This is a genomic window from Arthrobacter sp. GCM10027362 (assembly GCF_042679445.1).
In the GTDB taxonomy this organism is placed as follows: Bacteria; Actinomycetota; Actinomycetes; order Actinomycetales; family Micrococcaceae; genus Crystallibacter.
Genome location: NZ_JBHTML010000011.1, coordinates 1 through 11,768, shown reverse-complemented (window position 1 = coordinate 11,768; position 11,768 = coordinate 1). Strand labels below are relative to the sequence as shown.

The following is an 11,768-nucleotide window of genomic DNA, read 5'->3' as shown; positions in this document are numbered from 1 at the left end:
AAAACGCACTAGTCGGTGGCGTTTCCCTCGACGTTACTTGCGCCACATTCCGCTTTCTTTAAGCAGGGCGCAGCGGTCTGTTAGATCAGCGCGGGGACTGGTTCGCGAAGCATTGCTGGCGATAGGCACGCGGCGTCACGCCCACCTCGGCGCGGAACAGCGTGGAGAAATGTGCCGCGTGGACCAGGCCCCACCGTGCGCCGATGGCGGCGATGCCCAGGCTCTTCAGGGCCGGATTCGCCAGGTCGGACCGGCACCTTTCCAGGCGGCGGTGGCGGATCCAGGCCGCAACGCTGGTGCCTGCTTCGCGCGCCAGGTTATGCAGCGAGCGCACCGACATGAAATGGGCGTCCGCAATCATCACCGGGTCAAGGTCCGGATCGCCCAGGTGGTCTTCGATCCAGGCCACCACCGCGTTCCACTGCTCGAGCCTCGGGTCACCGGCAATCGCGCCCAGGGACGTTCCGATGTAAGTGCACAGGGTCTCGAACAGGTTGACAATGTTCTGTCCCAGGCGGTGCTGGACAAAGGCAGGCAGCAGGGCAAAACGCTTTTCCACGCCGACGATGGCTTCCAGCACGACGGACACCACGGGGTCCGTCCCGGACATGCGCAGGGCGAGCAGGGCCTCGGTCTGCTCGGGCTTAACGCCGACAAGTTCGGCGGGAATGACGACCCCCAGACCCTCGAAGGGCCCGTCCTGCTCGATCGTGTAGGGCTTCGAGGTGTCATAGATGGTGACGTCGCCGGGCCCTAATTGCGCTATCCGGCCGTTTTGGACCACCGCCCCGTGTCCGGCAAGGTGGAGGCACAAAACATAGTGCTGCCGGTTTCCCCCGCGCAGGTGCTGGGGCGTCCGCTCCAGCACGTGCGTGGAGGCGCTGACCCGGGACAGCCGGACGCCATCCCGCTCGAACGTCCGCATCGATGCTTGGAAGGCCTCGTCCGCTGCTGCGATTTTCGCCGGAGCAAAGGCGGATGCGACCCGTTCGCCCCATCCGTCGACATTGTCGAACTCGCTCGCGCTCTCGTGCGCCCCCGTTGAGTAATGCATGCTGCCTGCCTGTGCGTTCCGGAATCCAAGGGTTGGCAAGTGCCGGCGTGCCCGCTCCGGAGGGCGCAGGCACGCCATCCCAGTTTAGATCGGACAGTGACGTGAACCACTCTGGAGCGTGATCCAGCGCAGTTCGGGGAATTCCTCCACCGCGGCCCGGGACCCGAAGCGGCCCCGGCCGCTGGCCCCGACGCCGCCGAACTGGCCAAACGGTTCGAGGACTACGAACCCAGGTGCGAGGACTAGATGATTGAGTCCGTTTGGGTTCAGTGGTCACAGGCGGTCAGTGACCGTTTGCGGGGTGCTCCTGTGTGCCGTTGTGCCAGATCCGTGCGGCCAGGGCGAAGAGCCGGGCCGCGATCCGGGCGTAGACGCCGGCAGGGGTGCGTCCGCCGTGCTGCTCGAGGGTGAGCTGGCCCTTGAGTGTATCCCGGGCCAAGGCGGTGATGGCCTCGTGGACGCGCTCCTCTCGGCCACGGCCGCCCAGGCCCCGGCCTCGAAGCCATAGCTGCGCTCCACCGAAGACAGCTGCCCGTGCGGCAGCTCTGTTTGCCGTATCCGCTGCCGGGCCGGGGGACGGCGCGTAAAGTGGGCTTTGTTCCACGCCTGTCCGAGCGAGGAGGCGGCCATGAACGGCACACCCGGTATCGATGTTTCGGTTCCGCCAAGCGGAACCGGCTGCGTTGAATGCGAAGCCGGCGGCGGCTGGTGGCTGCACCTGCGGCGGTGTGCCCAGTGCGGCCACATCGGCTGCTGCGACAATTCTCCCGCGCAGCATGCCACCGCCCATGCCCGGTCAACCGGGCACCCGGTGATCCGCAGCTTCGAACCGGGCGAGGACTGGTTCTGGGACTACCGCAGCTCCGCTTATTTCCGCGGGCCGGACCTGGCGCCCCCGGCACACCGCCCGCTGGACCAGACGGCTCCGGGCCCGGCCTCGCGCGTGCCCGCCGACTGGGAGGAACAGCTGCACTGACGCGGCCCTGGGTCTGGACAGGGCTCCCGGGCGGGGCCACACTGGTCAGATCCCCAAGGAGGTGGGGTATGGCTTTTGAGTCCCGTGGATTCACCGGGCGCCGCCGGTCGGCCCCGCCAGGCCGGTTGCCGCCGGGACAATACGACGTCGGCAGCGGGTTCCCGGTGCTCTCCGCCGGTCCCACGCCCAGGGTTCCGCTGGAGAGCTGGGACTTCACCGTGCAGGGGGTTGTTGACCAGGTCCGCCGCTGGACCTGGGCGGAGTTCCAGGAACTGCCCCGTGAACCCGTCACGGCAGACATCCACTGCGTGACCAGCTGGTCGAAGTTCGATACCCGGTGGGAGGGCGTCGCCGTCGACACCCTGCTCGCCGGCGTGGCCACGGATGCCGGGTATGTCGTCGCCTTCTGCGACGGCGGGTACACGACGAACCTGCCGCTCGCCGACGTCGTCGGCGGCAAGGCCTGGGTGGTGGACACCTTCGACGGCGAGCCCCTCGCGGCTGAGCACGGCGGGCCGGCCCGGCTGCTCGTGCCGCATCTGTACTTCTGGAAGTCGGCGAAGTGGGTGCGCGGCCTCACGCTCACCTCGCTGGATGAACCGGGCTTCTGGGAGACCTTCGGCTACCACAACCGCGGTGACCCATGGCTGCAGCAGCGCTACGCCGGCGACTGACCTGGCAGCGCGCGGAGGTGCTCGCCGTCCGGCGCGAGACACCCCGTGCGTACCGGCTCACGCTCGCCCCACCGGATTGGCCCGGACACGTGCCGGGCCAGCACCTCGATGTGCGCCTGACCGCATCCGACGGCTACACGGCGCAGCGCAGCTACTCGATCGCCTCTGCTCCACAGCGCGCGGAGCTGGAGATCGTCGTCGAGCGGGTGGACGACGGCGAGGTTTCCCCCTACCTTACCGACGTGCTGCGCTCCGGGGACCTGCTTGAGCTACGCGGGCCGATCGGGGGCTACTTCGTCTGGCCGGACGGTTCGGATGACGCCGTCCAGCTCATCGCCGGCGGGTCCGGCGTCGCGCCGTTCCTCGCCATGCTCGCCCACCACCGCGCCGCCGCCAGCCCCGTGCCGGTCCGGCTCCTCTATTCCGCGCGCACCGCCGGGGACATCATCGGACGCGAGGACCTCGAGCACCCGCCGCCTGGCGTGACCGTCCAGGTCACCCTGACCCGCGGCACCCCGGAAGGGTGGACCGGGCTGACCGGGCGGATCGATGCCGCAGTGCTCGCCGCGCACACCGTCCCCGCGGCCCAGCGCCCGCACGTGCTGGTGTGCGGGCCAACCAGCTTCGTGGAAACTGTCGCCAGGGATCTTGTGGCCCTGGGACACGACAGCGGACAGATCAAGACCGAACGGTTCGGGGCGACAGGAGGCCAATGATGCATACCGAAGACCGGCCACCTTCCCGGCACCTGGACGGGAACGCCGCCGCCGGACCGCTCGCGGAACTGTTCACCGTCGACCTCAGCGTCGCGATAATGACCTGCGCCCACTGCGGACACTCCGCCCCACTCGCCACCTGCACCGCCTATGCGGATGCCCCCGCCCTCGTGCTGCGTTGCCCCGGCTGCACCGGCGTGATCCTGCGCTACTCATCCGACCGCGGGACGATCCGGCTCGACCTCACCGGCGCCCGGTTGCTCGCCGCCCCGCTCCCTGCCGAACAACAGCCGTAACCAGTGCTTTCCGTACCGAACGCTGCACAATCGCAGCGTCAGCAACCAGGCGGAAAGCCATGACCGATCCCTACCTGGGCAGCAACCAGCCGCCGGACCGCTTCTACAGGGCGGCGAAAAAATACGTGCGTTCCGCGGCACCGCAACGCCCGGAGACCGGGTACCGGAGGACCGGACTGCGTCCACGACGACGCTGTTCGGCGAGGCGGGGGATGTCAACGCGCCCCTCTCGCCGTAGGACGTCTTGATGGCCAATCTGCTAAGCCTCAAGTTGGAACGGCGGGACGTAAATCCGCTCGTCGCCGAAGGCGACGGGCCGGAGCAGCGGCTTCGCCGGACCCTGGATGATGCCCTTATGCGTCTTCGGGATGCGAAGCCCTTTGAATCCTATGCATCGTCCGAAGCTCGAGGAGGCCGGGGCCAGCGTGACTGCCGCGAACAAAGCCGCTGAAGACGTGACGAAATCGGACGCCGCTAACGTGCCCCTGTGTTCTTTTGTTCCTTGTCAAGCGGCCATGGGTGTCTTGGCCTCGGAGAGGGTGCAGTTGCCGAGCATGGCGAAGAGGACGTCGCAGCGGCGTCGGGCGAGGGTGATGATTGCCTGGCTTTGGCGTTTGCCCTGACCCGTTTGCGGTCGTAACAGGCCCGGGACAATGAATCCTTCAGGGCCGCGAACGCGGAGGGGAACAGGGCCCGTCAGGGACCTTGTTTCCGCGTCGCCGCCCAAGGGCGACGTCGAAAACAGTGCAGAAGTAGAACCGTAAGGACACGGCAGGGACTCATCACAGGTGTCGGCGCCAATGTGGCGTTTGCGTGGCCGAAACCAGCTGCTAAGATCGGCACGCTTTATCGGTTAAGCGCACTGCTTTTGCTGTTGGGGGAAACATGCCAGCTGATCCGCCGTTCCGTCCTGCCCAAATCCGGCAGGGAAAGCGGGCCGCCCCGATTTGGGCAACAGCCGCCGTCCTGCTCGTATCCGGGCTTGCCGGCTGCGGCCAGGAGGCAGCGAGTTCTACCGTTCCGGACTCCCGGCCGTCTCAGGCATCGTCACCCTTCACGGCCGGGCAGGCGGCGTCGACTCCGGACGCTTCCAACGCGTCCGCATCCGAAACGGCCAAGCCGACGCCCACGGCAACCCGGACCAAGACCGCAAAGGCAGAGCCGGAGAAGGCATCTGCCGGGACAGCGCTGGCCCAGCTGGAGACGATCGAGATCAAGGGCCGGGCCCCGAGGACCGGTTATGACCGGGACCTGTTCGGCAGCGGCTGGCTGGATCCGGACCGCAACGGGTGCGATGCCCGCAACGACATCCTCGCCCGGGACCTGACGAAGGAGACGTTCAGGCCGGGCACGCACAACTGCGTGGTCACCTCCGGGACGCTGGCCGATCCATACACCGCCACGACCATCGACTTCGTCCGCGGCAACGCCACCAGCATCCTGGTCCAGATCGACCACGTCGTCCCGCTCAGCGACGCCTGGCAGAAGGGCGCCCGGCAGCTGGCCCCGAACCAGCGCGAGGCCTTCGCCAACGACCCCCTGAACCTGCTGGCCGTGGACGGGCCCACCAACATGGCCAAGTCCGATTCCGACGCCGCCACCTGGCTGCCGCCAAACAGGGCATTCCGCTGCGAGTACGTGGCACTGCAGACCGCTGTCAAGGCCAAGCACGGGCTCTGGATGACGCAGGCCGAGCACGACGCGATCGAGCGGATCCTCACCAGTTCCTGCCCGGAGCAGCCGGTCCCGGATGATGACGGCGGCGTCACCGTGCCGGCGGCCGTGAAGCAGTCCGCCCCGGCACCCAAGGCGGTACCTGAGCCGAAGGTCCCCGACGTACAGGAGCCTGCCACCGGGTCCGTCTTTTACCAGAACTGCACCGCGGTGAGGGCGGCCGGTGCCGCGCCCATCCGGGCCGGCGACCCCGGCTGGGAAATGAAGTTCGACCGCGACGGCGACGGGGTAGGCTGCGAGCCGTAGCCCATTAAACTGCCTGTCCGGACTTTAGCTCGCGGAGTGCGGCGCGTCTGCGCTGTTCACGCAATCCGTTCAGCCTCGCCGGTTACGAGAAGTCCTACTTGCTTGAGGCAGGGGGACACGCCGTTGCGGGCTTGTGGACTGGGTGCGCCGTATGTGCATTTGAGCCTAATTCTGCGGGAGGCATACTGAACAGGGAGGGGGAGGCCTCCCCTCTTCGACCCCGGGATCAGATGCGGCGCCAGAATTGGATTCTGATCCGCGATATGGCCGTTCGGTAATGGCGGCGTGCTAGCCTAGCCCCGGCGCAAGCGCGCCAACTCGCATTTGTTTCTGGGGGAATAATGAAATACACGGGGTCTCGCCGTGCTCAAACTACCGGGCGGTGGCGCCCGACGGTCTCTTTTTGGATTACCGCTGCTGTCCTTCTTCTGCTGCTGGTCTCGGCGGCGGCCACCAGCGGGTTTGCCGGAATCCTGATGATGCTCGGGACCTTCGCTCTGTTCACGGGGCTGTACGGCTTCATCTTCAAGCGGAGGTCGTGGGCCGGTTTTCCAAGCCGCAAGGTGGCTGGCCTCGCGGGTGCTGGCGGTTTGATCGTTGTCATGATCGGTGGCGGTATCGCAGGACCGTCGGCGACGACGGCCGATGCCAGGAACGTTGCTGCTCTCGCCGAGGTCGCGACGTCGACGCCGACGGCCACCGAGACGAGCCCCGCTCTTACGGCCTGCACTGACGAGGATGCGACCAGGCAGTTTCAGGACGAGGTTTTCGTCTGCACAGTGAACCGTGCAGACAAGCTCGTCTGGTTGGGCAAGGCTGCCTCGGACAAGCTGGTTGCCGACCGTGCGGCGGAGAAGGCCGCTGCTGAGAAGGAAGCAGCCGAGGCAGCGGCCGCGGAGAAGGCAGCAGCCAAGAAAGCAGCGGCAGAGAAAAAGGCCGCCGAGGAGAAAGCAGCGGCCGAGCGGGCCGCAGCGGAAGAAGCGGCAGCCGAGCAGGAAGCGGCCGAGCAAGCCGCAGCCGAGCAAGCCGCAGCCGAGCAAGCCGCGGCCGAGCAAGCCGCAGCCGAGCAGGCGCAGCAGGCACCGGTGTATGTCCATCCGGGCGCGTTCTGTAGCGGAGGAGTAGGCGTTAGCAAGACCGGCAAACCGATGGTCTGTGCTCCCGGCTCCGACGGCCGCAACCGTTGGCAGTCGCAGTAGGGAAGAGAGGCAAATGATAAGAGCCCCGGCTAATGCGCCGGGGCTCTTATCATTTCATCGGTCGCTAACGCCGGGGCGCGTACCGGCGTTAGGAGCGGGTGATTCCAAGCAAGTTCCTGAAACTGGTCGGAGGGACAAGGTAGCTTGGCGTTGTCGGGCCACCGGACGGCGCAGAATCGAGCCGCAGGTCCCACGCCTCGTCCAGGGAGGAAATAGGGAGGAAAAATGAGCGAAACACGGCAGGGCGTGGAAGCCCGCGTCGAGACTGAGCGCGCCCGGCTGATCCAGGTGCTCGAAGGGCTGGACGAACAGCAGTGGGCGGCCCCCAGCCTGTGTGCCGGTTGGTCCGTGCGGGACCTCGTGGTGCACCTGCTGATGCCCTATGAGGTCACGGTGCCCCGGTTCCTGGTCATGATGCTCCGGGCAAAGTTCGACTTCGACCGGGCCGCCGACCGCTGGGCGAGGTCGGACAAGCGTTCGCCGTCGGAGGTGCTCGCCGGCTTGCGGGACACCCGCCGCCGCAGGTTTTCGGCGCCCGGAGCGCCGGCCGAGGCGCCCCTGAGCCACCTGGTTATTCACGCCCAGGATGTCTACCGGCCCCTTGGACTGCCGTCTCCAACCGATCCGGAGAACGCCGACGTCGTGCTGGGACAGTTGACCGGCCCGCGTGCCCGAGGCTTGGTTCCGCCGGGAATCCTTGAGGGGATTGCATATTCGGCCACCGACACAAACTGGAGTTACGGCGATGGACCACGGGTTTCCGGGCCGGCCGTGTCGCTGCTGATGACGCTGTCCGGGCGCACCGCGGCGCTGTCCGATCTCACCGGGGAAGGTGTGGCCAACGTACGTACGCGTCTGGAAGCCGCCGATTCCGGCACCGCCGGCGGAGAGAAGTGGGGGCCCGGCAGTTGACCTTGCTGCCGGGCCCGCACTTCCATAAAGAACGTCAGGCAACTACGGCCGGTTCAACGTCTTTCTGTACCGTGTGCACCGTCGGTGTCTTGGCCGGCGTCGAGTCCGCGGCCTCGAACCGCCGGCCCCAGCCGAAGACGATCGATGCGATCATCACCAGCGTGAGCATGAGGGGATAGAGGGTCCCGGTGAAAAGGGCACCGGCGGAGATTTCGGGGATGTCGTAGCCCGACACCAGTGTTGCTCCGATGAACAGGAATGCGCTGAGGAACGGGACAATGCAGCTGACGCCCATGGCGAAGCAGTCCATGATGTTCGACCGGCGGTAGGGGTGCAGCCCCGCCCGGGCTCCAATCTCGTCGGCCACGGGGCCGAAGGTGATCATGGAAGCGGAGTTGACCCCGCCGAAGAGGACGGTGAACGCGCTGATGCCCAGGGCGATGGATGTTTCGGCGCCGGCAGGTGTCCTGCCCAGCCGGCCGCGGATCAGGGTGGACGAGACCTTGGTGAGCACGCCGGCTTCCAGGAGGATGCCCATGATGCCGAACACTCCGATCACGAGCGCTACGGTTCCCACGATTCCCTGGATTCCGGTCACGAGGTAGCCGCCGGGGGCCCCGTCTGTCACGGACAGGACGTCGGTCCAGGTGATGAGCCCGGTGATCAGGGCTGTCCCGGTACCGAGGACGAGGCCGGCGGTGATGGCCTTGAAGATGTCCCGGGTGGTGATGGCGACGGCCAGCATGAGGGCGACCGGGATCAGCATCCAGAGTGCTGCCGGGTTGGAGTGTTCGGCCAGGATGTTGGTTGCCGACGCCGTTGAGCTGCCGCCGAAGACTGCGAACAGCAGGATGCTTGCGCCGGCGGCGGGCAGCGCGTAGCGCAGCCGGGACTTGACCACTCCGCCGATGTCCGCCGTTCCGTTCTTGTAGCGGAAGCGCTGGGTCGAGGCGGAGATGATGGTTGTATCGGAAACCGGGGCCAGGTTGTCGCCGAAGATGCCTCCCGAGACGATGGCGCCGGCCAGCATGGCGGGATTGGCGCCGAGGGTGAGGCCGGCGGCAAAGAAAATCGGAAAGGCCGTGAACATGGTTCCGATCGAGGACCCGGTCGACATCGAGATCGCGCAGACTGCGATGAACGTGAACACCGTGAAGGCGGCCCCGCCGGCGCCGATGGTGTCGGCGAGCCAGACGAAACCGTCGGAGAGCTGGGAGACCTTAATGAGTTGCGAGTACATCCCGATGACGAACAGGATGGCCACGATCGTCATCGATGCCGGGCTGGCGAAGCCCCGCAGGGCCGCGTCCCAAAAGCCCTTGTAATCGCGGGCGAACAGGGCGCCGGCGAGCAGGCCGATGAAGGCTCCCATGGCCAGGGCGGTCATGTCAAAAGCCTTGAAAACGACGAAGTAGGCGACGCAGGTCGCGAGGAAGACCAGGAGCGGGATGAAGCTGACACCCCAGCCTCCCCGGAAGCGTAGAGTTGGGGAGGCGCTCGAAGACTCGGTCATGGGAATCCTTAGGAAAGGTGCGGTTCGAGTATTGCCGCACAAGCTGGGTTTGATGAGATCATTTGTGTAGTAGCAATGCAATAGAATTGGCGAAATTTAACAAGGCTGTAAATTTCGAAGCGAGGACGGACCGGTGCTGCCAGAAAAACTTCGCGCCTTGCGCAAGGAGCGGGGCATGACGCTCCGCGATGTCGCGGACGCGGCCTCCGTGTCACCGGGGCTGATCAGCCAGATCGAACTGGGGCGGACCGATCCAAGCCTGGCGACCATCCGCAGGATCGCTGCGGTTTTCGACGCCGACCTGGCCACGCTTTTCGCCGAGTCGTCGCCGGCCGCGGTGCACATCAGCAAGCCGGGGAGCAGGCCGGGCCTGGCGACGGCCGAAAGCCATCTGCTCTACGAGCGGCTGACTCCCGGGCGGTCGGACCTGGAGGTCCTCCTCGGACGCCTTGAACCGGGTGAAGCAACATCGCCCGAGGGCTGGTCGCATGCATCGACCGAATGCACGTATGTGATCGAGGGCGATGTTGTCGTGCACGTCGGGGATGAGGAATACCGGGTTGGTACGGGGGAGAGCATCACCTTCGATGCCGCGGTGCGGCACCGGTACCGTAACGAAGGCCCGCTCCCGTGCCGCTTCCTGGTGGCTGTCACCCCGCCCTTCCCGTAAACCGTCCTCGACGGCGTGGGGCACGCCCCCAGGTGGCCAGGGCGACCGCCTCGACGTCGGCAAGGTCGGCCAGCAGCACCGTTGTTTTCACCACGTCCTCCAGACGAAGACCAAATTTCCGGCTGCCACGGCTTGGGAATAGGGGTCGATGGCGGCGGGAGCCTTGTCGCTGGCAATCGCCCGCGCTGCGTTGATGGTGTTTTTACATGATGCTTCGATCGATGACGTCCAGGTACCACTAGGCGGGGAGCAGCTGCCTGTCCCGGGCAAGCAGATGCAGGGCAGCTCCGATGCGGGCATAGGCGGCTTGGGCACGGTCTTCGTCCAGGAAGCACCCGTGGACGATCCGCAAGTGTCCGGCCCCCTCCGAGCCGTACGGTTCCCCTTCATTCACCAGCACGCGGGCGTGCTTCAGGATGTGGGCCGATACTTCGGCTGCCGTTCCCAGCGCACGGACGTCGAGCCAGGAGAGCATGCCGCTTTCGGGCATCTGCATCCGGACGCCGGAGACGGCGGAAAATGTTGCGTGGGCGAGCTGCCGCCTCCTGTCCAGGATTTGGAAATACGCGGGCAGGATCGTTTCGTCCTCGAACGCCGCGACGGCCCCGATCTGGGACAGGGTGTTGGTGGCGCCCAGCACGTTGACCGCGCCGCCATACAGGGCGTCCATAATCCGGTCGTCGGCTGCGAGGTAGCCGACCCGGAACCCGCTCAGGCCCAGGCCCTTGGAGATCGAGAACACGGTGACGGTCCGCTCCCACATGCCCGGAAGGGCTGCCGGGCTGACCATTTCGACGTCGTCGAACACGTGGTCCTCGAAGGCCTGATCGCAGACGAGGATGAGGTCGTTGCCGACGATGAACCGGGCAAGCGCTTCGAGTGTTTCGCGCCGGAAGACGGTGCTGGTCGGGTTGTTCGGATGCGAGAGCAGGACCATCTTCGTGCGGGGAGTCAGCGCCGTTTCCAGGGCGGCTATATCCAGCTGGTAGCCGTCCTCGGCGCGCAGCGGCACGGAAACGGGGACGGCTCCCAGCAGCCGGCAGTTCATGAAGTTCGACGGGTAGCTCGGGTCGGGGATCAGCACCTCGTCGCCCTGTTCCAGGAAAGGCATCATGGCGTAGAGCAGGCCCGAATCCGAACCCGGCGTGACCAGGACATTGCGCGACGGGTCTGCGGCAATTCCGTTGCGGGCCGCGAGTTTTTTGGCGATGGCGCGGCGCAGATCCAGGCTGCCGATGGGCATCGTGTAGTGGGAGGGCAGGCCTGAGGCCAGGGCTTCCGCCATCGCAGCCTGGACGCTCGGGGGGATGGACGGATCCGGGAAGAAGGGGTCCGCCCAGGCCATGACATCGACCCCCGCCTTGATCAGGTCGCCCACTCCTTCCCCGACATCTGCCTTGGAGACGGCTGAGAAGAGCCCGCCCTGCAGCGGGCGGAAACGCGGTGTCATCAGGTGGCGCATGCGGTGCACTTCCTTGTTGGTGGAATGGAGCGCCGGACCGCCATTGCGGTGGTTTCGACGCGGGCTGTTGTTGCCAAACCCTACGTCGGGTTTTACTGGTGTTACAAGAGTTTTAGTGTTACTAATTTTTCACCGCCTGTTGTGGTAGCCCGCACACCCCGGCAGGGCGGCAGGAGTTAGCCCGGTGGGCCCGAGTCGGGAAAATCGACGGAGGAGACATAATGGAAATTCAGCAGGACCAGGAAATCGTGCTCGGCGCGCTGCCGAAGGGCATCACCCCCGCCGGCGAGGCGATGGGCAGCAAGACCTGGAACGT

Annotated in this window: 11 protein-coding genes and 2 pseudogenes; 8 read left to right on the top strand and 5 right to left on the bottom strand. The window is 66.3% G+C overall.

Annotated features, from left to right (window positions below; translation table 11 throughout):
• Positions 1–85 precede the first annotated feature (85 nt).
• Both ACFQ36_RS03695 and ACFQ36_RS03690 read right to left on the bottom strand, forming a co-directional pair.
• A complete protein-coding gene (locus tag ACFQ36_RS03695; protein WP_377010747.1) occupies positions 86–1,054 on the bottom strand; it encodes a helix-turn-helix domain-containing protein in 969 nt (322 codons plus the stop codon).
• Positions 1,055–1,320: 266 nt separating this feature from the next.
• Positions 1,321–1,484, bottom strand: a pseudogene (locus ACFQ36_RS03690) (IS982 family transposase); the annotation flags it as partial.
• Between the two features lie 198 nt (positions 1,485–1,682).
• On the opposite strand from ACFQ36_RS03690, the gene ACFQ36_RS03685 reads away from it, so the two are divergent.
• The 4 genes from ACFQ36_RS03685 (at position 1,683) to ACFQ36_RS03670 (ending at position 3,716) form a co-directional block, all read left to right on the top strand.
• Positions 1,683–2,030 (top strand): UBP-type zinc finger domain-containing protein, encoded by a 348-nt coding sequence (locus tag ACFQ36_RS03685; RefSeq protein ID WP_377010746.1) that lies wholly within the window; start codon positions 1,683–1,685, stop codon positions 2,028–2,030.
• Positions 2,031–2,098: 68 nt separating this feature from the next.
• The gene (locus ACFQ36_RS03680; RefSeq protein WP_377010743.1) at positions 2,099–2,704 is read left to right on the top strand and encodes a sulfite oxidase-like oxidoreductase; all 606 of its coding nucleotides are present in this window, start codon (positions 2,099–2,101) and stop codon (positions 2,702–2,704) included.
• Complete coding sequence (locus ACFQ36_RS03675) at positions 2,674–3,420, top strand: ferredoxin reductase (RefSeq protein WP_377010741.1); 747 nt, start codon at positions 2,674–2,676, stop codon at positions 3,418–3,420. The genes ACFQ36_RS03680 and ACFQ36_RS03675 overlap by 31 nt, the downstream gene beginning before the upstream one ends.
• Positions 3,417–3,716, top strand: a complete 300-nt coding sequence (locus ACFQ36_RS03670) for a DUF6510 family protein (RefSeq protein WP_377010739.1) — start codon at positions 3,417–3,419, stop codon at positions 3,714–3,716. The genes ACFQ36_RS03675 and ACFQ36_RS03670 overlap by 4 nt, the downstream gene beginning before the upstream one ends.
• Before the next feature lie 505 nt (positions 3,717–4,221).
• Here ACFQ36_RS03670 and ACFQ36_RS03665 read toward each other — a convergent pair.
• Positions 4,222–4,435 (bottom strand): annotated as a pseudogene (locus ACFQ36_RS03665) (IS110 family transposase); the annotation flags it as partial.
• A 166-nt stretch (positions 4,436–4,601) separates the two neighbouring features.
• Between ACFQ36_RS03665 and ACFQ36_RS03660 the strand changes: the two are divergent.
• The 3 genes from ACFQ36_RS03660 (at position 4,602) to ACFQ36_RS03650 (ending at position 7,807) form a co-directional block, all read left to right on the top strand.
• Positions 4,602–5,696 (top strand): DUF1524 domain-containing protein, encoded by a 1,095-nt coding sequence (locus ACFQ36_RS03660; protein WP_377010737.1) that lies wholly within the window; start codon positions 4,602–4,604, stop codon positions 5,694–5,696.
• Between the two features lie 476 nt (positions 5,697–6,172).
• A complete protein-coding gene (locus tag ACFQ36_RS03655) occupies positions 6,173–6,895 on the top strand; it encodes a hypothetical protein (RefSeq protein WP_377010735.1) in 723 nt (240 codons plus the stop codon).
• Positions 6,896–7,120: 225 nt separating this feature from the next.
• On the top strand, positions 7,121–7,807 hold the full coding sequence (locus ACFQ36_RS03650) for a maleylpyruvate isomerase family mycothiol-dependent enzyme (RefSeq protein WP_377010732.1): 687 nt from the start codon (positions 7,121–7,123) through the stop codon (positions 7,805–7,807).
• A 34-nt stretch (positions 7,808–7,841) separates the two neighbouring features.
• On the opposite strand, the gene ACFQ36_RS03645 is transcribed toward ACFQ36_RS03650, so the two are convergent.
• On the bottom strand, positions 7,842–9,320 hold the full coding sequence (locus ACFQ36_RS03645) for a Na+/H+ antiporter NhaC family protein (protein ID WP_377010730.1): 1,479 nt from the start codon (positions 9,318–9,320) through the stop codon (positions 7,842–7,844).
• Positions 9,321–9,453: 133 nt separating this feature from the next.
• On the opposite strand from ACFQ36_RS03645, the gene ACFQ36_RS03640 reads away from it, so the two are divergent.
• Positions 9,454–9,990 carry a helix-turn-helix domain-containing protein gene (locus tag ACFQ36_RS03640; RefSeq protein ID WP_377010728.1) on the top strand — a complete coding sequence of 179 codons (537 nt, stop codon included), beginning with the start codon at positions 9,454–9,456 and terminating at the stop codon, positions 9,988–9,990.
• A gap of 238 nt (positions 9,991–10,228) precedes the next feature.
• On the opposite strand, the gene ACFQ36_RS03635 is transcribed toward ACFQ36_RS03640, so the two are convergent.
• Complete coding sequence (locus tag ACFQ36_RS03635) at positions 10,229–11,452, bottom strand: pyridoxal phosphate-dependent aminotransferase (RefSeq protein ID WP_377010726.1); 1,224 nt, start codon at positions 11,450–11,452, stop codon at positions 10,229–10,231.
• Positions 11,453–11,768 lie beyond the last annotated feature (316 nt).